Raw genomic sequence first — 22,296 nt, forward strand, 5'->3', positions numbered from 1 at the left:
CAAAATTTTTAAGGTATTAGATGTTATTATATAAAGTTGTTCTAAGTATTCCAATATACATACACACAGCATTGGTAAAAATAAGAGCATATTTTCTCCTACTAGAAAAAGTAACCTTAACAAAATATAACTTAACAGAAAATATTGAAACGCTCAAAGTAAATACAGATGAAGCTAACACTGTAAAGATTACAAAAGAGGATTTAAAAAAGTCTTTTGAGTTATATGAAGAAAAATTGATAATATTAGCACAAAAACTATCATTACAAACATCAATTAGTTATGATGTTTATAACCCTCAAACAGAGTATTACCCATTGATAGGAGAAGATGGAAATATCAATTATATCCCTATCACCGAATTATAATCTTTTAAGCTTTAAATTTAATCGGTAAGTTTTACATACTTACCGTTTTTTATTAAAGAACTCTCTATATCTTCCTTGCAAATCTAATACTTTATGTTAAATTTACAAGGAAGATGCTTGTCCGATAATTTACAAAATTTTTATACAAGCTCCATTATTGTGTGCTTATTTTTTCCGATTATAGACATATCATCTCTAAATATTTTATCTTCTACCCAACCATGCCATGGTTCTATATTAAGCCGGTCTTATAATATCTCGTTCACAATTTTGCAATATTTCTAATATTTCTTTACTAGTATTATAATATGATGGAGTAAGACCTGAAGCATCTTTGATCATTACTAAATAAGGATTTTTTAAGTTTTGATAATCTCTTTGTTAGCAATTCCTGTAACTGCTGAATGTAATACTGTTGAATCGTTATAGGTTATCTTTGTTACGTATTTAGCTAATTCTAATATTTTTTCAACTAAGGTTTTATCCTCAACCGCATCATGTAAGATATAATTATTATTTTTATCAAATAGAAGTGTAGTGCAGCTTCATCATTCTTGTCTATTAATGCTTTGAATTTTCTTAAGAAGCTTCTTTTTTAGAAACATCCCTCTCTATATCATCATCTGAACGTGGTGATGTTAGTGAATTCTGAGTATTAGAGTTATTACTATTTTTTGTAAAAAACTTAAAAAAAGATGTTTTTTGTTTTATCTTTTTATCTACTGTAGGTATTTGTTCTTTAGTCATTAATTCTCCTAAATGTATTAATTATTTTAGGAGAAATTGTTAATTAGCTATGTTTCTTAGGTGGTGAGTAAGGGGCGTTTTTTCTGTCATTGCGAAGAAATTGCATAGCAATTGACGAAGCAAAATCTCAGGAGAGTTTGTTATTATTTCATGAGATTGTCACGCAGCCTACGGCTGCTCGCAATGACGGTTTTAGTATGTATCCACGCAACAATGCTGTCTCACTTTTGCAGGAATAACATAAAGAATATTTATCAATCCACTCAAAAATGACCTAGTTGGCGAACTACTCTGAGCTAATTTGCAATTCTCCTAAAATATAAGATTATAAAATTAAGAATAATAACGCAACAAACCAAGTTGAATTATATATTACTTCATCGATTAAGAATTGTTAATTTATCACAATGTCATTAGTTACTGAAGTTTTATATTTTCCATATCCCAATCATGAGAAATAGTATTATACTTTAATATATAAGGCTTAGTATCTATAGAATCTAGAGTTACATCAGCAATCATATCATCATGCGACGAGATAAGTTCATTATAACCGAAATTAGCATAATAAGGTTGATAATTTCTAAATCTAACCGTTATAAACTTCTCTTTAGTAATAGCAGGCAAGAATTTCACCAAATCCTCAAGATTACTTAAAGCTAAATCTTTCATCTCAAAAATTTGCAATCTATAAACATTTTTATAATCTTTAGTAAAAAACGTTGGTATAGAGCTAAAGCTACTACCGGATTGAACGGAAGCTATACTTAGAGCTTTAAGAGGAATACCTGATTTATTACTAAAATAATCATCGGCTTCAAAAAATACTGCACCGCCGAAATTTATCATTTTAGCGATTTTATTATTGTTCACATCATATAAATCTACTGCTTGTTCTAGCTTTTTTCCGTCACGAAATATAGTAAGTTTAATAGCTATTCCTTTGAAATTATCCATTTCTCTATCAAATAATGCTAGATTGCCGCCGAGTTCCTTATCATTAACTGCCCAAATAATATCACCGGCTTTTAAAGATTTTGCGGCAGGTGATCCGGCTAGAACTGCCTTAATACTTATCACTCTATTTCTACTATCAGGAAATTTCTTTATATATTTATCCATTTCTTCTTTAGGGAAATTGTGATGTCTCACTGCTTTATTTAAAGAATATAACTCACTTATTATTCCTATATGTTTTCTGCCTGGTTGTTTATTATTCTTTAAACTTTCTAAAGTGCGAGCTACATAATCACCGTGCAGCGCTAGAGAATGAGTTTTACCGCCACCATATAATACTCCTATAGCCTCAATCTTATCGTTTAATACCGGTGAACCGCTAGCACCTCCTGTAGTATTTAAATTAATAACATAAGTACATTGCGGCATTAAACCTTCAATATTATAAAGATCAGACAAATAACCGGTATGGAAAGAAAAACCTTTTGCTTCTGTGTTACCGACTACAAAAACCTTTTGATTTAATTTTGGCAATTCGCTTGCAAAAGATATTTGCGTTGCTGATGCCGGTATATCTTTACTCTCTACTTTTAAAACGGCATAATCTTGCCAAATATCGTAATAGATAAGTTTTGCTTCTGCCTGCTCACCGTTATAAAAAGTAACAAAATAAGTTCCGATAGACGCACCGCCGACAACATGAGTATTAGTAATTATATAACCGTTGTTCTTATCGTTGATAAATCCCGTTCCAGTCCAACTACTTGTATCGTCATATGCCGATACGGCAATTCTAGTATCGATCGTTACGATTGCTTTCTTTGCTTTTTCAAATATAATAGTGCTTGTTTCGCTAGATGCTAAAACTATATTATTTAGGAAAACTAAATTAATAATAAATAAAAGTTTTAGTAAAATCGGTAGTTTTTTCATTGTCACCTCTTGTAAAATCATTTAAGCCGCACTATATCAAATCAAAAGTCATAATAAAATAAAAAAAGAAAACGAGGAATCTTATGGGAAAAGTAATAGGTATTGACCTTGGGACTACCAACTCTTGTGTTGCGGTCATGGAAGGTAAAGAACCAAAGGTAATAGAAAATGCAGAAGGTGAAAGAACTACGCCGTCAATAATAGCTTTTGCAAACGGCGAAAAATTAGTCGGGCAATCTGCTAAGAGGCAAGCAGTAACTAACCCTCGCAATACTATATATGCGGTAAAGCGATTAATCGGTAGAAATTTTATCGATCCTATGGTTAGGAAAGACCAAGGTATTGTACCGTATAATATAGTTAAAGCCGATAACGGGGATGCATGGGTCGAAGCGGATAATAATAAATATTCACCAAGTCAAATTAGTGCATTCATTTTACAAAAAATGAAAGAAACTGCTGAGAATTATTTAGGAGACAAAGTAACACAAGCAGTAATTACCGTACCTGCTTATTTTAATGATGCACAGCGTCAAGCAACGAAAGACGCCGGTAAAATAGCAGGTCTTGAGGTCCTTAGAATAATCAACGAGCCGACTGCTGCAGCTCTTGCTTACGGTTTCGAGAAATCGGCAAGTAAAACTATTGCAGTATACGATCTTGGCGGCGGAACATTCGATGTTTCAATTCTTGAGATCGCTGACGGTGTTTTTGAAGTGAAATCAACAAACGGCGATACATTCCTTGGCGGTGAAGATTTCGATACAAGAATATTAAACCATTTAATAGATGTATTCAAAAAAGAAAACGGTATAGATTTAAGTAAAGATCCTTTAGCACTTCAACGTTTGAAAGAAGCCGCGGAAAAAGCTAAGAAAGAGCTATCTTCTGCAGTAACTACCGATATTAATTTACCTTATATTACGGCTGATAGTAGCGGTCCAAAACACTTAAATATTAAATTTACTAGAGCTGAACTAGAAAAATTAGTAGATGATTTAATTGAAAAAACAATTGAGCCTTGCCGTAAAGCATTACAGGATGCAGGTTTTAAAGCTTCTGATATTCAAGAAGTAATATTAGTAGGCGGTATGACTAGAATGCCGAAAGTACAAGAAGCCGTAAAAAAATTCTTCGGACGTGAGCCGCATAAAGGCGTAAATCCCGATGAGGTTGTAGCTCTCGGTGCTGCTATTCAAGGCGGAGTACTTAATAAAGAAGTAACGGATATATTATTATTAGACGTTACACCTCTATCCCTTGGCATTGAAACTCTTGGCGGCGTATTTACAAGATTAATTGATCGTAATACCACTATACCTACTAAGAAAAGTCAGATATTCTCAACTGCTGATGATAACCAGCATGCCGTAACTATTAGAGTATTCCAAGGTGAACGTGAAATGGCAAAAGATAATAAATTACTTGGTCAGTTTAATCTCGAAGGTATACCTCTTGCACCAAGAGGTTTGCCACAAATAGAAGTAACGTTTGACATTGATGCTAACGGAATAGTGCATGTTTCAGCTAAAGATAAAGCAAGCGGTAAAGAGCAGAAAGTAACTATTCAAGCTTCCGGTGGTCTTAGCGATGCGGAAATTGAACAAATGGTTAAAGATGCCGAACAAAATGCTGATGAAGACAAAAAGCGTAAGGAACTTATTGAAGCAAAAAATGCTGCCGATAGTTTAGTTTATTCTACTGAAAAAACTCTTACAGAATATGGCGATAAATTATCATCAGACGATAAAGGAGCTGTTGAAGAAGCACTAGCCGCTTTAAAAGCCGTGCTTGAGTCGGAAGATACTGCTTTGATTAAAGAAAAGACCGAAAGTTTAACTGCAGCTAGCATGAAAATCGGTGAAGCGATGTATAAAGCACAAAGCGAGAGCCAACCTGCTGCAGAAAGTGCCACTAATGATGAAAAAATAGTAGATGCCGACTTTCAAGATGTAGAGAAGAAGTAGAAGTAATTTCGTCATTGCAAGGAGCGAAGCGACGTGGCAATCTCGTTAAATATCCTGAGATTGCTTTGTCAAATTACTATGTAATTTTCCTCGTAATGACGTTACAATCTCATTTTATAAATTAACTTATGTCACAAAATTATTACCAAATACTAGGGGTTAGTAAAACAGCTAGCCAAGCTGACCTTAAAAAAGCCTACCTCAAGCTAGCCAAGCAATATCACCCTGATACTACTGATGCTAAAGATGCTGAAAAGAAATTTAAAGAAATCAATGCCGCTTATGATGTTCTAAAAGATGAGCAAAAAAGAGCTGCTTATGACCGTTTGGGACACGATGCTTTTCAAAATCAACAATCACGAGGGGGAGGAGGAAATCATGGCGGTTTTCACCCTGACATTAACGACATATTCGGTGACTTCTTTAGCGACTTTATGGGAGGCAGCAGAAGATCATCACGCCCAACTTCAGCTAAAGTTAGAGGCTCAGATTTAAAATATAATCTGACAATTAACCTAGAGGAAGCATTTCACGGTATAGAAAAAAATATTAGCTTTTCTAGCGCAGTAAAATGCGATACTTGTCACGGTAGCGGTTCTGAAAAAGGTGAAACCGTAACTACTTGCGATGCTTGCAGCGGTGTTGGAGCGACTAGAATGCAGCAAGGATTCTTTACGATCGAACAAGCTTGTCATAAATGCCAAGGTAACGGACACATTATAAAAAATCCTTGCAAGAAATGTCATGGCATGGGACGTTACCATAAACAACGAAATTTATCGGTAAACATTCCTGCCGGTGTTGAAAACGGTACTAGAATAAGACATACCGGAGAAGGGGAAGCAGGTATTAGAGGCGGTAATAGCGGTGATTTATACGTTGATATAACAATAAAACCACATGATATTTATAAAGTAGACGGAGCAAATCTACATTGTAAACTACCTATTAGTTTTGTGAATGCTGCTCTTGGAGGAGAGATAGAAGTACCGGTAATTGAAGGCGGAAAAGTAAACTTAACAATTCCTGCAGGCACACAAAACGGTGATCAATTAAGGCTACGCAGCAAAGGTATGTCTAAAATGAGATCAACTATTAGGGGTGATATGCTTACGCATATTCATGTCGAAGTACCTAAAAATTTATCTAAAAGACAACGTGAATTACTAGAAGAATTCAAAAAAGAATCCATAAATGAAAAAGAAAATGACGGCAGCTTTTTTAATAAAATGAAAAGTCTGTGGTCGTAATTTTTATTTACCTTTCCTATAGCAATGAAACCTCCAATATTATAAAAAATATTATTTGCATAATATTACCGGAGGTTTTTATGCCTTATAAGAATAATAACGATTTACCTGATTCAGTTAAAAATCATCTTCCGAACCATGCTAAGGATATTTATCGCGAAGCTTTTAATCATGGCATTTGAACCATATAAGGATGCCGATAAAAGACGTGGAAATGACTCTAGAGAGACAGTTGCACATAAAGTAGCATGGTCGGCCGTAGAAAAAAATACCATAAAAATGATAAAGGACATTGGGTAGAGAAATAAGTCCAAGAATATAGACCTATTCTTCTAGGGGTAATGTGTACGTCGATCCGGTACTCGAATCCTTACGTACAAGTGTACGCTGCGATTCTGCATTCTGTGTTTCCCTCAAATTCCTCCCTATAAACGAGTTTCTGAATAGGTCTAATTTATAAGTTTGTGAGATTTTAAATTGAATCCTTGAAATTCTGTAAGCCTATATGTATATTTAGTTATTAACTGAATTTAAGTTCTTATGAAATTAACAAAATTATTGAGTACCCTTTTAGTTATAGGGTTAGTTTTAGGCGGGTGCAAAAACAAAAAAAACAGTGATGACATAGTAGTCCCTATCGCTACCCTTTATAATGAAGGTATTACCTTATTGGAAAAGAAAAAATATAAGAACGCTGCAGAAGAATTCGGAAGAGTATTGTACCAGCATCCAGGTAATGAAATGACGCCGCAAGCCGAATTGATGCAGGCTTATTCTTTATTTCTCGCCGCTCAATATGAAGAAGCGGTTGATGTGCTTGATATGTTCATTAAGTTGCACCCTGCAAATGTTGACATTGCTTATGCATATTACCTTAAAGCATTATCATATTATATGTTAATTTCAGACGTAAATCATGATCAATCTAGAACTTTCCTAGCTAAAGATAGTTTTGAAGACGTAATAGCAAAATTCCCAAATACTAAATATGCTATTGATTCATCTTTAAAAATTGACCTAGTAAACGATCATTTAGCAGGTAAAGAGATGATGGTAGGTCGCTTTTACTTAAAGAAAAAGAATCCGATGGCAGCTATAAATAGATTTGAAGAGGTAATTGATAATTATCAAACTACTTCTCACTCGGTAGAAGCTCTTTACCGTTTAGCCGAGAGTTATATGATGCTTGGACTTCCGGATGAAGCAAAAAAATATGCCTCAGTGCTAGGTTACAACTATCCTGATAGTCAATGGTATAGTTATGCGTACAGGCTAGTTCAGAACCACCAAAATTAAGCGGCATATGTTCTACAGTCTCTCAGTTAAGAACTTCATTCTGATAGACGAGCTGGAAATTGAGTTTAATAAAGGTTTATGTGTTATTACCGGTGAAACGGGAGCCGGTAAATCTATTTTACTTGATGCTATTTTATTTTGCTTAGGTTATAAAACTTCAAATAATATAATAAAGCGTGGAAAAGATTACGCTGTTGTTAATATAATATTCTCTTTAAATGAAGAAATAAAAAATTTTCTGGTTCAAAATTTTATTGAACCTGAAGAGTTATTGTTTGTAAAGTGTCTGCAAAAAGCCGAAGGACGAAAAAATTTTTTCATTAATAATCAAGTGGTTACTAAAGCTCTTATGCAGCAATTAGCTACTTATTTATTCGAGCTTCATGGACAAAATAATAATATTTCTCTTCTAGAAGCAAATACGCAGCGTGATATTTTAGATAGTTATGGAAATCTTTTGGACTTTCGAGCGGAGCTTGCCAAATGCTATCAGGCTTGGCAAAATACTCGGAAAGAAATGGCCGAAATAACACTTAAGCAAAATTCTATAGAACAAGAAATTGATTATTTGAGCTTTGCAACGGAAGAATTAACTAAACTGAACATTCAAACAGGTGAAGAAGAAAAATTAGCAAATCTACGAAAAGATTTGCAAAATAAAGATAAGGATTTACAGCTAATAAAAGATATTCTAGAACAGATTAATAACCCTGAAATAAATACATCGATTAATAGAGCAGAGAAATTATTAGCAAGGCAAGGCAACAATGAGCGTTTTGAAGCTATCATTACAAGTTTAGAGGAAGCCTATAATAATCTAGAAGAAGCACGCCAAGAATTATCAAATCTGTTAGATAGTTTCAATTATGAGGAATATAATCTTGAAGAAACAGAAGAAAGATTATTTTTAATAAAAGCTATTAGCCGTAAATATAATGTTCCTGCTGATGCGTTAGGTGTATTTTTAGATAAATCTTTAGAGCAGCTCAGTATATTAAAAAACAAAATAGCAAATAGTAATGAGTTGAAAGCTCAAGAAGTACTACTGCAGAAAAAATATTATGAACTAGCGAGTAATTTATCTGCAAAGCGTCTTATTGTTGCAAAACATCTAGAAGAATCGTTGCATCAGGAGCTAAAGCAGCTTAAAATGGCGAAAGCAATTTTTGAGATTGAGATAAATGCTAAAGAACCAACAGCCGACGGTAATGACGATATTGTGTTTAAAGCGTCTACTAACCCGGGAACGGCAGCTGCAGCAATTAATAAAATCGCTTCCGGCGGTGAATTATCAAGATTCATGTTAGCTTTAAAAACTTCTTTGTTTGATAAAATGGTAAAACCATCTATTATATTTGATGAAATAGATGTCGGGATTGGCGGAGAGGTCGCAGATAAAGTAGGTGAACGATTAAAAAAACTTAGTAGCGTTACTCAAGTAATAGTTATTACGCACCAGCCGCAAGTAGCAGGTAAAGCGGATTTGCATATAAAAATCGAGAAAACACAGCTAGAGAAAGAAACGAAAGTAACGGTAAAAGCTTTAAATTTAGCTGAAAGACAGGAGGAACTCGCCCGCATGATTTCAGGTAAAACAATCACCAAAGCAAGTTTAAAAGCAGCAAAGGAGTTGTTGCATTTGTAATAGGCACTAGCGGTACGGTTTTTATGTCATTCCTGCGAAAGCGGGCATGACATAATAGGGAACATATGAACAACAACTACACAAAATTAGAAAACGAATTTGCAACCATCTCACATTTTAATAATATCTTGAGCATATTATACTGGGATATTGACGTAAATATGCCTATGGGTTCAGGTGAGAGTAGGACAAACGAAATAGTAACTTTAACGTCGCTAGTTCATTCTATGCTCAAATCTCCTATTCTAAAGGAGCTACTTAGCAAGGCAAAAGAAGAATCAAAGAACCTTGATGAATGGCAGAATGGTAATATTAGAGAGATTGAGAGAAAAGTAACAGATGCAAATTGTATTGACGAACAGCTACAAAAGAAATTGGTAGCAGCTACTACTAAAGCCGCACTTGTTTGGCAAGAAGCAAGAAAACATAACGACTATAATTTATTCAAATCACACTTACAAAAAGTCTTAGATTATACGAAAGAAGTTGCTAAAGTACGAGCAGATGCTTTTAATTGCGGATTATACGACTCATTAATAGATATGTTTGATCCAAGCAGAAAAAGTAGCGAGATCAAACAAGTTTTTTCAGTACTAAAAAAAGAACTCCCGCAGCTCATAAATAAAGTTTTAGAAAAACAGAAAACCGAGAAAGAACTAGTACAACAGAGCAAACTAGCTCCTGAAATGCAAAAGCGTATCGGAAAACGCATTATGGGAATTATGCAGTTTGATCTAACAAAAGGACGATTAGACGAATCGACGCATCCTTTTTGCGGTGGAACTCCAAACGATATACGTTTAACTACTAGGTATGATAAAGATAATTTCATAAGCGGTTTAATGGGAATTATTCACGAAACAGGACATGCTTTATATGAGCAGAATCTACCGGAAATGTATAAAGGGCAGCCTGTTGGGCTTGCTAAAGGTATGGCATTCCATGAAAGCCAATCTTTATTTATGGAAATGCAAGTAGGTAGATCAAGAGAATTTACCGAATTTTTAGCTAAATTACTTAGAGACGAATTTGCTGTTAAAAGCGAAGAATATTCAGGAGCAAGTTTATATAGAAAAATTACAAGAGTGACGCCTGATTTTATAAGAGTAGATGCAGATGAAGTAACTTATCCGATGCACGTAATATTACGTTTTGAGATAGAGGAAATGCTTATCAATGGCGACTTGAATCTCGATGAATTACCAAGCTGTTGGGATAGTAAGATGCAGGAATATTTAGGCGTTAAACCGGCAAGTTTTAGTAACGGCTGTCTTCAAGATATTCATTGGTCACACGGAAATTTCGGTTACTTTCCCGCCTATACAAACGGTGCAATTATCGCATCAATGGTGATGAAAAAAGTAAAAGAGATGCATTCAAATATAAAAGATGATATATTAAAGGGTGATTTTAGTAATCTAAATAATTATCTAAATAAGAATTTTAGAAATCTCGGTTCGTTAAAAAATTCAGCCGATTTATTAAAAAGTGCTAGCGGTGAGGAAAAAATCAGCCCTGAGGTGTATATAAGATATTTAGAAGGGAAGTATTTATAGTAATAAAATCGTTGCGAGGAAATTACGCAGTAATTGACGCAGCAATCTTGGAAGAATTGCTGAAATTGCCACGCTCCTTGCAGTCGCTTGCAATGACGGCTTATGACAACAACTAAACAATACAAACAATAATATGGAAGAAGACTTTAAAACAACAGATTATTTATTTGGCGGGAATGCTGTTTTTGTTGAAGAGCTATATAAGCAATATCTAGCCAACCCTGCCTCGGTTGATCAAACTTGGCAAGAATTTTTTGCCGGCATTAAGGATAATAATACTTTACTCAATAAAAGTACGGTAAAAATAATTATCCCTGATGAAATAAAAAAAGAATCGTTAAATAATAATTTATCTTCTGAAGACTTAAATAGTTTAAAAGCTAAGGAAATGATCAATGCTTATCGCAAGCATGCTCACTATTTAGCGAATCTTGATCCGCTTGGTCTTGAGCCACGTAAAACAAAAAATGATTTAAAGCTTAATATAGAAACTTTTGGTCTTGATAGCGGTCAGCTAGAAGAAAATATCAATATTACGGATGAATTTGTCGGTACTTGGAACTGTAAATTATCTGAATTAGTGACCAAGTTCGATAAAGTTTATACAGGTTCTATAGGTGTAGAGTTTGAGCAAATAGAAAATGTAGCAGGAAAAAACTGGTTATATAATAAGCTAGAAAGCGAAGTTACGTTTTCTTCTGAAGACAAAAAAACTATCTTAAATGATTTAGTAGAAGTAGAAGGGTTTGAGCAGTATTTACATACAAAATTTCCCGGAGCTAAGCGTTTTTCCATTGAGGGTGGTGATGCTTCTATAGTTGCTATGAGTAAAGCTATAGATTTATCCATGCATCAGGGCGTCTCAGAAATCGTTATCGGTATGGCACATCGAGGGAGATTAAACACTCTAACTAAAGTAGTAGGTAAGCCATATAAAGCCGTTATTGCTGGCTTCATAAGCGGCAGCGTATTTCCTGATGAGCTAAATGTTTCAGGCGATGTAAAATACCATTTAGGCTATTCATCCGATAGAACTCTAGAGGATAAGAAAATACACTTGTCGCTAGCTGATAACCCTTCACATTTAGAAGCGGTAAATCCTATAGTTGCAGGAAAAGTAAGAGCAAAGCAAGATATTCTTGGAGATACTAAACGCAGCAAAGTCAAAGCTATTTTAGTGCATGGCGATGCTGCTTTTTGCGGTCAGGGCGTGGTTGCCGAGAGTCTATCAATGTCACCTTTAGCTGCTTATGATATCGGCGGGATATTGCATTTCGTCATTAATAATCAGTTAGGTTTTACGGCTAACGCTGCAGATACTAGAGCTAGTAGATATTCTACGGAGTTTGCTAAAATCATAGCTGCCCCGATTTTACACGTTAACGGTGACGATATAGAAGCAGTGTTAAAAGCCACCAATATTGCGGTAGAATACAGGCAGAAATTTGGTAAGGATGTTGTAGTAGAAATTATTTGTTACCGTAAATATGGGCATAATGAGGGCGATGAGCCGATGTATACTCAAGGCAAGATGTATAACATTATTAAAAACAAACTGACCCCTGGAAATATTTACGCAAATGAGTTAGTAAAAAGCGGTGTAATCGACAATAATTATTTTGCTAAGTTAAAAGAAGAATTTAAAGCAAAACTAGATAAGGAATATGAGCAGGCAAAAAGTTATAAGCAAGAAGCACATTTCTTAGGCGGATTATGGCAAGGTATTTCTCGTACTCGTACACAAGCTACAATAACGGGTATCAGTAAAAAAACATTACACGATTTAGGCACTAAACTATGCGAAATACCGAAAGATTTTGCCGTTAATCCAAAACTTGTAAAACTATTTGAAGCTCGAAAAGCCACTCTAACAGCTGATCAACCTATTGATTGGGCGACGGCAGAGCAGCTAGCTTTTGCAAGCTTACTTGCTTCAGGCACAAATATAAGGCTAACCGGACAAGATTCGGGACGCGGTACTTTCTCGCATCGTCATTCAGTATTGCACAACCAAATTGATGGTACTACCTATATACCTCTAAATAATTTATCTAAAGAACAAGCAAAATACGAGGTAACCAATAGTAATTTATCTGAATATGCGGTGCTTGGTTTTGAGTATGGTTATTCACTCGCAAACCCAAAAAATTTAGTTTTATGGGAAGCACAATTCGGTGATTTTGCTAATGGAGCTCAGATTATTTTTGACCAGTTTATTTCAAGCAGCGAAACTAAATGGCTTCGTATGAGCGGGCTTGTGGTTTTGTTACCTCATGCATTTGAGGGACAAGGACCGGAGCATAGTTCGGCAAGACTTGAGAGGTTCTTACAACTGGCGGCTGAGAATAATATGTATGTTACATACCCTACTACCCCTGCTTCGATTTTCCATCTGCTACGTCGCCAAATACTTGATGATACCCGTAAACCGTTAATCGTAATGTCGCCGAAATCATTATTACGTCATAAATATGCCGTATCTAAACTTGACGAGCTAGGTGAAAATACTACTTTCTTACCAGTTTTAGATGAAGTAACTAAAGTAGATACAAACAATATTACTAAAGTAATTTTATGCAGCGGTAAGGTATATTACGATCTATTTGAAATGCGTGGCAATAACAGTAATATAGCGATTATTAGGCTTGAGCAATTATACCCTTTTGAAAAAAAACTTGTAGCATCGCTATTAAAAAAATATAATAGGACGCAGGAATTTATTTGGTGTCAGGAAGAACCAAAGAATATGGGAACTTGGTGTTATATAGTTGCTCACTTAAACGATGCTTTAAAAGAAGCAGGAATTAAAAATGAATTCAAATATGTAGGTAGAGAGGAATCAGCCTCTCCAGCAGTAGGCTCGCTGCAAGCACATAATAAACAGCAAGAGAAGCTATTAAGGACAGCATTGGGAATATGATTCTTAGGGTATTGCCTAATAATCATCATTGCAAGCGACTAAAAGGAGCGTGGCAATCTCAGGAATTTGACTGAGATTGCTTCGTCGACGCTTATAGCGTCTTCTCGCAATGACGATAAAACTATACAGGGCGATGCTATACAAATATAGGAGTAAAATAAATTATGAGAGTTAAAATTATAGTACCGTCGCTTGGGGAGTCCATAACGGAAGCAACTATTGCCAAATGGTATAAGAAAGAAGGCGATTCGGTTAAAACCGATGAATTACTGTTAGAAATCGAAACCGAAAAAGTGACTTTAGAAGTTAATGCTCCTTGTAATGGTACTATAGGTAAAATATCGAAAACTGACGGTGCAAATGTAGCAGTTGGCGAAGAAATAGGCGAAATAAATGAAGGAGCATCTGCAAATACTGCCGGTACTAATAATGAATCTGCTAAAGCTCAAGCAGTAACACAACCTACTTCAGAAAAACCTGCCGTGGCTAATAATACTCTTGCTCCTTCTGTACAAAAATTAGTTACCGAAAATAAGCTTGACCCCAATAATATAAAAGGAACAGGTAGAGACGGTAGAATTACCAAAGGTGACGTGCTTGCAACAATAAACACTACGACTACTTCTGCTCCTGCAATAAGTAAATCTAATGAAGAAAGAGTGCAGCGTGTTCGTATGTCACGCTTGCGTAAAACTATTGCACAGCGTTTAAAAGATTCACAAAATACAGCAGCTATTTTGACTACTTTTAATGAAATCGATATGTCAAAAGTAATTGCTTTGCGTAATCAATATAAAGAAGAGTTTGAGAAAAAGCACGCTGTGAAACTTGGGTTTATGTCTTTCTTTGTTAAAGCAACAATTGAAGCTTTAAAGCTTATTCCGTCGGTAAATGCTGAAATAGATGGCGATGATTTAGTATATAAAAATTACTATGATATAGGTGTAGCTGTCGGAACAGAGCAAGGGCTTGTTGTACCGGTTGTTAGGGATGCCGATAAAATGGGATTTGCCGAAGTGGAGAAAACTATAGGAATTTTGGCTAAACAAGCTCGTGAGGGTAAGCTTTCTATGGCTGATTTGTCAGGTGGGACATTCTCGATTTCTAATGGAGGCGTATATGGCTCATTATTATCTACACCAATTATTAATCCTCCTCAATCAGGTATTCTAGGCTTACATAAAACCGAGGAAAGAGCTGTAGTTATAGACGGTAAAATTGAAATACGTCCGATGATGTATATAGCTTTATCTTACGATCATCGTATAATTGACGGGAAAGAAGGAGTATCGTTCTTGGTAAAAATTAAGCAGCTTATTGAGAATCCTGAAAAGTTATTGTTAAATTTGTAAAAAATTGTCATTGCGAGCAGCCGTAGGCTGCGTGGCAATCTCATGAAATCATAACAAACTCCTGAGATTGCTTCGTCAATTACTTCGTAATTTTCCTCACAATGACGTGGTCCCGTTTTTACTCTTTGAAAAAAAAGTAAAATCATTCAAAGAAAGGAAGTATATAATAATGATAAAATGTACTCGTCGTATTGAGTTCGATGCAGGACATAGAATTATAGAACATCAAAATAAATGTCAATTCCTGCACGGTCATCGCTATGTTCTTGAGATCGCTATAGCCGCAAACAAAACCGATAAACTTGGTATGGTAATCGATTTTGGTTTAATTAAGGATTTAGCTAAAAAATGGATTGATGAAAATTTTGATCATAGCTTAATCCTACATCAAGACGATAAGGAAATGGGGCAGCAAATAGAAAATTGTACCGGTCAAAAAATATATTACATGCAAAATAACCCGACCGCAGAAAATATAGCAACGCATTTAAAGAATGAAATTTTTCCTAAACTTTTCGTAAGTCAAAACTTCTTCGTAACTAGCCTCAAACTATATGAAACACCGAATTGTTTTGTTGAGGTTTAGGCATGCAAGATTGCTGTTTAATTTTAACTACTACTAATGATTTCCAAATTGCCGAGAAAATAGCATCTGTTTTGTTAGAATTAAATCTTACTGCCTGCATTCAAATTGACGATGTCAAAAGTTACTTTAGATGGAATGGTAGAGTAACCTTAGAAACTGAATATAGACTTGTAATTAAAACAAAATCTTCTAATTATAATGAAATTGAAAATAAACTCCTTGAAATTCATAATTATGAATTACCACAAATAATAAAAATAAATATTGACTATGGCTTTCAAAAGTACTTAGAATGGATTAATCAAAATAATAAACAAACTTATAGTTGAGTAAATTTAAAAATTAAGTAAGTAAATTATGAAATTATGGCAAAAAGTTACCTTAGGGTTAATCTTAGGTATTATATTTGGTATATACTTACCACAATATGTTAATTATATTAAACCTATCGGTGACATTTTCTTACGTTTGATAAAAATGATCATTACCCCTTTAATTTTCTTCAGTTTGGTTTCCGGTATCACTAGTATGAATGATAATTCTGCCCTTGGTAGAGTAGGCATGAAAGCGGTAGCCGCTTTTTTAGGTACTACTTTTTTTGCCACGGTTTTTGGACTCACTGTTGCCTTAGTATTAAAGCCAGGAGTAGGCGTACATATAGATTTCACCTCTTCAGGAACGACAAACAGAACTTCATTTAATATAATTGATTTTTTTGTAAATATCGTCCCTGATAATGCTGTTGGGGCTTTTGCAAACGGTGATGTCTTACAAGTTGTATTTTTTGCTATTTTTGTTGGAATTACCTTAAACAAAATGAAATCTATCGGTGAACCTATTACTGATTTAATTCATGTAATGTCAAAATTAATATTAAAAATGATATCGTTTGTTATTCAATTATCCCCTTACGGTGCTTTTGCTTTAACAGGCTGGATTGTAGGCATGCAGGGAGTTGAGGTAATGATTAGTTTATCAAAACTTGTTGTAGCGGTAGTTGTGGCGATGACATTCCAATATTTAGTTTTTGGCTTACTTATATGTGTATTCTGTCGTGTTTCACCTATACCTTTTTATAAGAAAAGTTTTGAGTATCAGATACTTGCTTTTTCTACTTCAAGCAGTAAGGCAACTCTTGCAACTACTATGCAAGTTTGTCGTGCAAAGCTTGGCATTTCAGAGTCTAGTACTTCGTTCGTACTTCCGATAGGTGCGTCAATTAATATGGACGGCTTTGCTATAAATTTATCTCTTACCACCATATTTTTTGCTCAGATGATGGGAGTAACGCTTGCTCCTCACGACTATTTAGTCATTATTCTCACCTCAACACTTGGATCTATCGGTGGTGCCGGTATTCCCGGTGCCTCTTTGATAATGCTTCCTATGGTTCTTTCTTCGGTTCACTTACCTATAGAGGGAGTAGCAATTATTGCTGGTATTGACCGAATACTTGATATGCTACGTACTACTATCAATATTACCGGCGATGCAACAATTACTATGATTATAGATAACAGCGAAGATACTTTAGATAAGGAAGTATATTTATCTTAATGATATTGCTAACTAAGACCAGACATTATCATTGCGAGCAACTATAAGCATTGTTGTCTGAATTGAAAAATGCGTTTTATGTCATTCCCGCGAAAGCGGGAATCCAAGGAAAAGCGAAATTAAAATATAGTTATCAAAAAGAAGATAATAGAATAGAATTTTTACAAGGTGATTCTAATAAAGTAGAGGCAATATTCCCAAAAGAAAAAATATCTGAAGTAGTACATCCCATACTTTGAATAGAAGATACTCATATTAATACTATAGGTACTTTAGAATATTTTTGAAGAAGGGGATTATTTCATCATTGAAGATACTAATATTGACTATAATAATGCGTGCTATGATGTTTGGAGGAAAATTTTAGATGAAAAAACTTGTATAGCAACATTAGAAAATTTAAACAATAAAATCGTTAGATTAACTAGCTGGTTGAAAGAAAACAAAGATTTATATTTAGTAGATACAAAATATGTAAATTATACAAAAGAAATTAAAGATGCCGTAAATAATAATGCAGAAATTATACATATAAAAAATATCGATCAAAAAAATTATAATATAATGACTCCCTATGACGGTGAGGTACAGATTAGCGGAATAGAAGAATTAATTTGTCATATGTATAGAGTAATAGGGATAATTGGTAGTTTGCCTGTATTATATAAAGAAGATAAGAATATTATTAGAGCAGTAGCACCAAGACGTAATTCGCATAATGAACATAGCTTTCAATCGCCGTATAATGATTGAGATTGGCATGTAGATGCTGCATACCGTCCAAATGACCAAGAAGAGTGATAACTTATCTCCTATAGTTGACTACTTAATTTTGGGGATTGTACATAAAGGACATGAGAATCTACCTATAGTATATATTAGCCTTAAAGATATATTAAATCAAGTGAGCTACCAAGATATCTTAATCGGGCTAACAACATCGCAGTCGTAGACTGCATGGCACTCCCCAAAAAATAATAAAAAAATTCTGTAAATCAGAATTGTTTCTCTTCCTTACTTCGTCAATTGCTATGCAATTTTCTTGCAATGACAGAGATAGAACATAAGGCAGAAAATTAAGATAGGTTTTTATCCTAACTTGTAAAGTATAAATAGAAACGCTACAAAAATTTAACGGTGAGAATTGAGCAGCTTTTTTATTGCTTTTCTTTGTTTTGAGTCTTTATGCTATTTCTTTCTTTTATAATTTTCAGTTTAGTTTTAAATGGAGCAACAAATAAAGCAGTATAGTATTCTACGTCAGAAGCATGTAAAGTTCTATTAGCATCCACCGCTATCTAATCTCAAGCTCTTTTTCCTTTGCAATCTTTAATTTTTTGATCCGCTCCATATTCTAATAAAATACGAGTAGGTTCAACATTAAGATATGATGATGCATAATAAGGGAAGTCATTCCGGTTTTAGAATTTTGAACATTAGGATTAACACCTAACTTAAGCAAAAGTTTTATTAAATCAAGATTATTTCTTTCTGCGGCTAGCATCATTCCGGTAATACCGTCTTCATATCTTAAATTAGGACTCATTCCCTGATTAATTAAAAGTTTGGCAATTTCCGGCTTCATAAATCCTATATTTATATGGATTAAATTCATAGGTGCACCACACTTTAATAAAAAATCGGCAATTTTTATATTATTATTCGATATAGCATAATCTAAAGGAGTCCAGCCCAAGTATGGTTGATTTACTCCATATCCCTAATCTAATATTTTTTTACTTCATCAATATTATCTGCTTTAATAGCATTTGCTATCGGTGTAATTGGATTTTCGACTTTGTGATCATACTCAACACCATTCACATATATCTTTTTTAAACTCAAGTTTACATTCCATAACATGAATAGAAGCAATAATAAAAATAATTATAAACTTTAAAATTACTTGAATAATTTTCATATAATCAATCTAGGTACTATGTAGCTATACAGCATTAAACCTTTGTCGGTAAGATAGATATTTTCATCTAGTCTAATTAAGTCTAACGCTTGATAATGCTTAAGATTATTCATATCTAAAATATGCTCTAATTTCGTGTTTAATTTCTGCTCTAATGTAGAAATATTTATACCTTTGCTAAGGCGTAAACCCATCATTAGCATTTCTTCAATAATCTCTTGATGTGTTAACTTAGTATTAGTTTGAATACCAACATTTTTTGTTTTAACCGCATCTAACCATTTTTCAGGTTTATGCCACATCATAATTGCCGATACCGAACTTGAGGATTCAATGATTCTACTATGAGCTCCGGGGCCTATACCTAAATAGCTATTATAATTCCAATAAGTTAAATTATGCAAACATTCATACCCTATCATAGCATAATTGGATATTTCATATCTAAAATACTTTTTAGATTCTAGATAATGATTAGTCCATTCATACATTTCAGCTGCCGCATCTGAATGCGGCAAAATCAGATTACCCTCCTTAAATAATTTATAACACGGCGTACCTTTTTCGATAGTCAATTGATAAAGAGAAATATGTGAGGTAGCGAGCTGCATAGCTTGTTTTAATTCTTCTTGCCAGTCTTTTAATGTCTGACCGCTACGTGCATATATTAAATCAAATGACACTCGTAGAAAAATCGTATTTGCCGCCTCAATTGTTTTAATGGCCTGCATACAATCATGAGTTCTACCTAATTTTTTTAAATCGTCCTCTTTTAAGGATTGCACTCCTATTGAAATACGATTAATTCCGGCGGCTTTGAATGCTTTAAATTTTTCAGTTTCAAATGATGTGGGATTAGTTTCTAGAGTTATCTCGGTTTGATTATCAATAATTGCTAGATTACTGATTTTATTTATTATTCCTTCAACTATTACAGGATGCATTAAAGAGGGAGTACCGCCCCCAAAAAAAATAGATTTTATATATTTATTTTGAATAATATCCTTAAAATATTCAATTTCAGTTTCATAAGATTTAAACCACTGATTATGATCTATAGTACTTGCTATATGAGAATTAAAATCACAATACGGACATTTGGACAAACAAAAAGGCCAATGAATATAAATACTTAAATCATTAGCCATAACTCTCATATTTTGTATTTTTGCTAGTGCTAACTTAGGTTTTGTGGACATTGCTAAAAAGATTTAATTTTGGTTATTTTTTGCTACAAATTATACGATTTTTTTGAAATATGAATAACTATTTCTACAAAAATCTTATTAATTTTCGCTAAAAAAGACCTCAAAATAGCAAATCAATTAGCAATGTCCACAAAACCTAGCATTTTCTTTGATGTTATTCAAGGTGTATGATAAAACACTATTCTAATTCAAAGAAAACTTTAAATAAAGCTTTTAATTTAATAGATATTATTAAAATAATAAAAAATCTAGAAGAAACTGAAGCTCTAAAATGGGCAAAAGAGCGTACTGATAAAACAGCAAAGGCTTGCCAATCTATGCCTACTTATAAGGTAGTTAAGAAAGAACTAGAATCTGTTTGCTATGATCAAAGAAAAACTCCTTTTGGTGCTATACGTAAAGGTTACGTGTATAATTTTTGGATGGATTATAAAAACCCGCAAGGGTTATGGCGTAGGACATTGGTTGAGAGTTACTCGCAAGATAAACCAAAGTGGGAAGTTCTAATCGATTTTGATAAATTATCCAAAAAACTCGGTAAAAAAGTAATTTATAGAGGTGGGAGTGATTATTTTCAAAATCCTAATCGTTTCTTAATTACCATGTCATGTGGCGGTAAGGATGAGATGTTTTTTAGAGCATGGGATTTAGAGAAAAAGATTTTATAAAAAATGGTTTTGAACCAAAAACAAGTAGCGGGAAATTACTAGAAGGTAAATTTACTGTCCCTACTTGGGTTGATCAAGATACTATTATATTTATCCAGTTTTGCATCAAGAGGAAGTGACTGACTCTTTATATCCTAGCTTGCTCTACATATGGAAGCGAGGAGAACCTATAGAGAAAGCCAAAAAACTATTTGAAATACCAAAGAATTATATACGTGTATCAGCCAGTAAGCTTTTACCGATAATATTTCTTCATCTTTAATATTTATATCTGCAAATAAGGCTTTTTATAATTACGATAATTATATTTTAGATACTAAAGATGAGAGCTTAAAATTACAAAAAATAAATATGCCATCAGATGCAATACCTGAAGGTTCTTTTAAAGCATATGTATTTTGGCTACTGCGTTCCGATTGGCAATTTAAAGATAGTAATATAGAGCAGGTTCACTTGTTGCCATACACTACGCTGATCTTCTAAAAGAAGATAGCGATAAAGCTAGCTTAAAAATATTATTTACCCCAACAGAGAGGGAAGTATTGTATTTTGTAGGAATGACTAAAGATACGGTATTTTTAACTAGCTATGAGAATGTTATTTTCAAAAGTAGTAACATTTACATTAGAAAATCATGAATGGACAAAACCGGTAACTTTACTGTCTTATGAAAATACAATTTTTGGTATGTTGTCTGATGATGAGGAAGAAGATGCATTAATTACTATAGAAAATTCTATAGTTCCTCCCACTATCTATTTATGGGATAAAACTCATGAATTAAAAGTTATTAGAAAGCCTTTATATCCGTTTGATAGCAAAAATTATGTTGTAGATCAAAAGGAAGCTACAAGCTCGGATGGAGTTAAAATACCATATTTTATTGTCTATAAAAAAGGTACAAAGATTGTAAGAATCCAACATTACTTGAAGCATACAGCGGTTTTCAAGTAATCAACTCTCCATATTTCTCTCGCATGGAAAATGAAGTATGGGTTAAACATGGCGGGGTTAGTGTTCTTGCTAATATTAGAGGTGGCGGAGAGTTTGGTCCTGAGTGGCATAAGGCGACTCAAGGAATAAAACGTCAAACCGGCTTGAATGATTTTATTGCAGTAGCAGAGGATTTAATAAAGCAAAATATTACTAGTCCTGAGTATTTAGGAATTAAAGGAGGAAGTAACGGCGGATTGCTAGTAAGTGTTGCAATGACACAGCGTCCTGATTTATTTGGAGCTATAGCATGTGAAGTGCCGATACTTGATACGATACGATATAAAGAATTCGGAGCAGGACATTCATGGGATACAGAATATAGTGATCCAAAGTAGAAGATTTAGTACATATCAAAAAATATGCACCGCT

At 33.9% G+C, this 22,296-nt stretch carries 24 protein-coding genes and 1 pseudogene; 20 read left to right on the forward strand and 5 right to left on the reverse strand.

The window, feature by feature from the left end; translation table 11 throughout:
* The first annotated feature begins 20 nt into the window (after positions 1 to 20).
* Complete coding sequence (locus RSIB_RS03660; protein ID WP_004996535.1) at positions 21 to 368, forward strand: hypothetical protein; 348 nt, start codon at positions 21 to 23, stop codon at positions 366 to 368.
* 140 nt (positions 369 to 508) lie between these two features.
* Here RSIB_RS03660 and RSIB_RS10415 read toward each other — a convergent pair.
* The 3 genes and pseudogenes from RSIB_RS10415 to RSIB_RS03655 form a co-directional block, all read right to left on the reverse strand.
* Positions 509 to 802 (reverse strand): annotated as a pseudogene (locus tag RSIB_RS10415) (hypothetical protein).
* Between the two features lie 145 nt (positions 803 to 947).
* Positions 948 to 1,115 carry a hypothetical protein gene (locus RSIB_RS09115; protein ID WP_016728163.1) on the reverse strand — a complete coding sequence of 56 codons (168 nt, stop codon included), beginning with the start codon at positions 1,113 to 1,115 and terminating at the stop codon, positions 948 to 950.
* A 417-nt stretch (positions 1,116 to 1,532) separates the two neighbouring features.
* Positions 1,533 to 3,026 (reverse strand): S1C family serine protease, encoded by a 1,494-nt coding sequence (locus RSIB_RS03655; protein WP_004996538.1) that lies wholly within the window; start codon positions 3,024 to 3,026, stop codon positions 1,533 to 1,535.
* A gap of 62 nt (positions 3,027 to 3,088) precedes the next feature.
* Between RSIB_RS03655 and dnaK the strand changes: the two genes are divergently transcribed.
* From dnaK to RSIB_RS03590, 15 genes are all read left to right on the forward strand, one after another.
* Complete coding sequence (gene dnaK, locus RSIB_RS03650) at positions 3,089 to 4,972, forward strand: molecular chaperone DnaK (protein ID WP_004996539.1); 1,884 nt, start codon at positions 3,089 to 3,091, stop codon at positions 4,970 to 4,972.
* Between the two features lie 128 nt (positions 4,973 to 5,100).
* Positions 5,101 to 6,222: a molecular chaperone DnaJ gene (gene dnaJ, locus RSIB_RS03645; RefSeq protein ID WP_004996543.1), complete on the forward strand. Its 1,122-nt coding sequence runs from the start codon at positions 5,101 to 5,103 to the stop codon at positions 6,220 to 6,222.
* Between the two features lie 80 nt (positions 6,223 to 6,302).
* Positions 6,303 to 6,404, forward strand: a complete 102-nt coding sequence (locus RSIB_RS09720; RefSeq protein WP_081440511.1) for a ChaB family protein — start codon at positions 6,303 to 6,305, stop codon at positions 6,402 to 6,404.
* Complete coding sequence (locus RSIB_RS03640) at positions 6,394 to 6,522, forward strand: hypothetical protein (RefSeq protein WP_004996545.1); 129 nt, start codon at positions 6,394 to 6,396, stop codon at positions 6,520 to 6,522. Before RSIB_RS09720 ends, RSIB_RS03640 begins: the two co-directional genes overlap by 11 nt.
* A gap of 240 nt (positions 6,523 to 6,762) precedes the next feature.
* Positions 6,763 to 7,518 (forward strand): outer membrane protein assembly factor BamD, encoded by a 756-nt coding sequence (locus RSIB_RS03635; RefSeq protein ID WP_004996548.1) that lies wholly within the window; start codon positions 6,763 to 6,765, stop codon positions 7,516 to 7,518.
* 7 nt (positions 7,519 to 7,525) lie between these two features.
* The gene (recN, locus tag RSIB_RS03630; RefSeq protein WP_004996550.1) at positions 7,526 to 9,163 is read left to right on the forward strand and encodes a DNA repair protein RecN; all 1,638 of its coding nucleotides are present in this window, start codon (positions 7,526 to 7,528) and stop codon (positions 9,161 to 9,163) included.
* A 65-nt stretch (positions 9,164 to 9,228) separates the two neighbouring features.
* On the forward strand, positions 9,229 to 10,719 hold the full coding sequence (locus tag RSIB_RS03625) for a carboxypeptidase M32 (protein WP_004996552.1): 1,491 nt from the start codon (positions 9,229 to 9,231) through the stop codon (positions 10,717 to 10,719).
* Positions 10,720 to 10,852: 133 nt separating this feature from the next.
* On the forward strand, positions 10,853 to 13,639 hold the full coding sequence (locus RSIB_RS03620) for a 2-oxoglutarate dehydrogenase E1 component (RefSeq protein WP_004996553.1): 2,787 nt from the start codon (positions 10,853 to 10,855) through the stop codon (positions 13,637 to 13,639).
* Between the two features lie 164 nt (positions 13,640 to 13,803).
* Positions 13,804 to 14,991 carry a 2-oxoglutarate dehydrogenase complex dihydrolipoyllysine-residue succinyltransferase gene (odhB, locus tag RSIB_RS03615; protein ID WP_004996554.1) on the forward strand — a complete coding sequence of 396 codons (1,188 nt, stop codon included), beginning with the start codon at positions 13,804 to 13,806 and terminating at the stop codon, positions 14,989 to 14,991.
* A gap of 169 nt (positions 14,992 to 15,160) precedes the next feature.
* Positions 15,161 to 15,577, forward strand: a complete 417-nt coding sequence (locus tag RSIB_RS03610) for a 6-pyruvoyl trahydropterin synthase family protein (RefSeq protein WP_004996555.1) — start codon at positions 15,161 to 15,163, stop codon at positions 15,575 to 15,577.
* A gap of 2 nt (positions 15,578 to 15,579) precedes the next feature.
* A complete protein-coding gene (cutA, locus tag RSIB_RS03605) occupies positions 15,580 to 15,906 on the forward strand; it encodes a divalent-cation tolerance protein CutA (protein WP_004996556.1) in 327 nt (108 codons plus the stop codon).
* 28 nt (positions 15,907 to 15,934) lie between these two features.
* Positions 15,935 to 17,134 (forward strand): dicarboxylate/amino acid:cation symporter, encoded by a 1,200-nt coding sequence (locus RSIB_RS03600; RefSeq protein WP_004996557.1) that lies wholly within the window; start codon positions 15,935 to 15,937, stop codon positions 17,132 to 17,134.
* A gap of 53 nt (positions 17,135 to 17,187) precedes the next feature.
* A complete protein-coding gene (locus tag RSIB_RS03595; RefSeq protein ID WP_004996561.1) occupies positions 17,188 to 17,373 on the forward strand; it encodes a hypothetical protein in 186 nt (61 codons plus the stop codon).
* A gap of 193 nt (positions 17,374 to 17,566) precedes the next feature.
* Positions 17,567 to 17,887: a hypothetical protein gene (locus RSIB_RS10585; RefSeq protein ID WP_004996563.1), complete on the forward strand. Its 321-nt coding sequence runs from the start codon at positions 17,567 to 17,569 to the stop codon at positions 17,885 to 17,887.
* 31 nt (positions 17,888 to 17,918) lie between these two features.
* Positions 17,919 to 18,086, forward strand: a complete 168-nt coding sequence (locus RSIB_RS03590) for a hypothetical protein (protein WP_004996565.1) — start codon at positions 17,919 to 17,921, stop codon at positions 18,084 to 18,086.
* Between the two features lie 402 nt (positions 18,087 to 18,488).
* Here RSIB_RS03590 and RSIB_RS05950 read toward each other — a convergent pair whose 3' ends face one another.
* Complete coding sequence (locus RSIB_RS05950; RefSeq protein WP_014410409.1) at positions 18,489 to 18,830, reverse strand: ankyrin repeat domain-containing protein; 342 nt, start codon at positions 18,828 to 18,830, stop codon at positions 18,489 to 18,491.
* Positions 18,831 to 19,051: 221 nt separating this feature from the next.
* Positions 19,052 to 20,254, reverse strand: a complete 1,203-nt coding sequence (hemW, locus tag RSIB_RS03585) for a radical SAM family heme chaperone HemW (RefSeq protein WP_004996567.1) — start codon at positions 20,252 to 20,254, stop codon at positions 19,052 to 19,054.
* Between the two features lie 176 nt (positions 20,255 to 20,430).
* Between hemW and RSIB_RS10425 the strand changes: the two genes are divergently transcribed.
* The 4 genes from RSIB_RS10425 to RSIB_RS10440 all read left to right on the forward strand — a co-directional run bounded on the left by RSIB_RS10425 (position 20,431) and on the right by RSIB_RS10440 (position 22,262).
* The gene (locus tag RSIB_RS10425) at positions 20,431 to 20,931 is read left to right on the forward strand and encodes a prolyl oligopeptidase family protein (protein ID WP_004996568.1); all 501 of its coding nucleotides are present in this window, start codon (positions 20,431 to 20,433) and stop codon (positions 20,929 to 20,931) included.
* Positions 20,932 to 21,282: 351 nt separating this feature from the next.
* Positions 21,283 to 21,414, forward strand: a complete 132-nt coding sequence (locus RSIB_RS10430) for a hypothetical protein (protein WP_014410405.1) — start codon at positions 21,283 to 21,285, stop codon at positions 21,412 to 21,414.
* 111 nt (positions 21,415 to 21,525) lie between these two features.
* Positions 21,526 to 21,885, forward strand: coding sequence for a S9 family peptidase (locus RSIB_RS10435; protein WP_324602838.1), 360 nt, complete (start codon positions 21,526 to 21,528; stop codon positions 21,883 to 21,885).
* Between the two features lie 23 nt (positions 21,886 to 21,908).
* Positions 21,909 to 22,262 (forward strand): prolyl oligopeptidase family serine peptidase, encoded by a 354-nt coding sequence (locus tag RSIB_RS10440; protein WP_004996572.1) that lies wholly within the window; start codon positions 21,909 to 21,911, stop codon positions 22,260 to 22,262.
* The last annotated feature ends 34 nt before the right edge of the window (positions 22,263 to 22,296 follow it).

Origin of the sequence: Rickettsia sibirica 246 (assembly GCF_000166935.1) — a bacterium.
Lineage (GTDB): Bacteria > Pseudomonadota > Alphaproteobacteria > Rickettsiales > Rickettsiaceae > Rickettsia > Rickettsia rickettsii.

What these genes read in the sequence shown, in the direction of transcription:
- RSIB_RS10425 (WP_004996568.1), top strand. Translation starts at nt 20,431, where the DNA reads ATGATAAAACACTATTCTAATTCAAAGAAAACTTTAAATAAAGCTTTT.
- RSIB_RS03590 (WP_004996565.1), top strand. Translation starts at nt 17,919, where the DNA reads ATGACCAAGAAGAGTGATAACTTATCTCCTATAGTTGACTACTTAATT.
- RSIB_RS10430 (WP_014410405.1), top strand. Translation starts at nt 21,283, where the DNA reads ATGCCATCAGATGCAATACCTGAAGGTTCTTTTAAAGCATATGTATTT.
- RSIB_RS03600 (WP_004996557.1), top strand. Translation starts at nt 15,935, where the DNA reads ATGAAATTATGGCAAAAAGTTACCTTAGGGTTAATCTTAGGTATTATA.
- RSIB_RS03620 (WP_004996553.1), top strand. Translation starts at nt 10,853, where the DNA reads ATGGAAGAAGACTTTAAAACAACAGATTATTTATTTGGCGGGAATGCT.
- dnaJ (WP_004996543.1), top strand. Translation starts at nt 5,101, where the DNA reads ATGTCACAAAATTATTACCAAATACTAGGGGTTAGTAAAACAGCTAGC.
- dnaK (WP_004996539.1), top strand. Translation starts at nt 3,089, where the DNA reads ATGGGAAAAGTAATAGGTATTGACCTTGGGACTACCAACTCTTGTGTT.
- RSIB_RS10440 (WP_004996572.1), top strand. Translation starts at nt 21,909, where the DNA reads ATGGAAAATGAAGTATGGGTTAAACATGGCGGGGTTAGTGTTCTTGCT.
- RSIB_RS09720 (WP_081440511.1), top strand. Translation starts at nt 6,303, where the DNA reads ATGCCTTATAAGAATAATAACGATTTACCTGATTCAGTTAAAAATCAT.
- RSIB_RS03660 (WP_004996535.1), top strand. Translation starts at nt 21, where the DNA reads ATGTTATTATATAAAGTTGTTCTAAGTATTCCAATATACATACACACA.
- RSIB_RS09115 (WP_016728163.1), bottom strand. Translation starts at nt 1,115, where the DNA reads ATGACTAAAGAACAAATACCTACAGTAGATAAAAAGATAAAACAAAAA.
- recN (WP_004996550.1), top strand. Translation starts at nt 7,526, where the DNA reads ATGTTCTACAGTCTCTCAGTTAAGAACTTCATTCTGATAGACGAGCTG.
- RSIB_RS03635 (WP_004996548.1), top strand. Translation starts at nt 6,763, where the DNA reads ATGAAATTAACAAAATTATTGAGTACCCTTTTAGTTATAGGGTTAGTT.
- odhB (WP_004996554.1), top strand. Translation starts at nt 13,804, where the DNA reads ATGAGAGTTAAAATTATAGTACCGTCGCTTGGGGAGTCCATAACGGAA.
- RSIB_RS10435 (WP_324602838.1), top strand. Translation starts at nt 21,526, where the DNA reads ATGTTATTTTCAAAAGTAGTAACATTTACATTAGAAAATCATGAATGG.
- RSIB_RS03625 (WP_004996552.1), top strand. Translation starts at nt 9,229, where the DNA reads ATGAACAACAACTACACAAAATTAGAAAACGAATTTGCAACCATCTCA.
- hemW (WP_004996567.1), bottom strand. Translation starts at nt 20,254, where the DNA reads ATGTCCACAAAACCTAAGTTAGCACTAGCAAAAATACAAAATATGAGA.
- RSIB_RS03640 (WP_004996545.1), top strand. Translation starts at nt 6,394, where the DNA reads ATGGCATTTGAACCATATAAGGATGCCGATAAAAGACGTGGAAATGAC.
- RSIB_RS03610 (WP_004996555.1), top strand. Translation starts at nt 15,161, where the DNA reads ATGATAAAATGTACTCGTCGTATTGAGTTCGATGCAGGACATAGAATT.
- cutA (WP_004996556.1), top strand. Translation starts at nt 15,580, where the DNA reads ATGCAAGATTGCTGTTTAATTTTAACTACTACTAATGATTTCCAAATT.
- RSIB_RS03655 (WP_004996538.1), bottom strand. Translation starts at nt 3,026, where the DNA reads ATGATTTTACAAGAGGTGACAATGAAAAAACTACCGATTTTACTAAAA.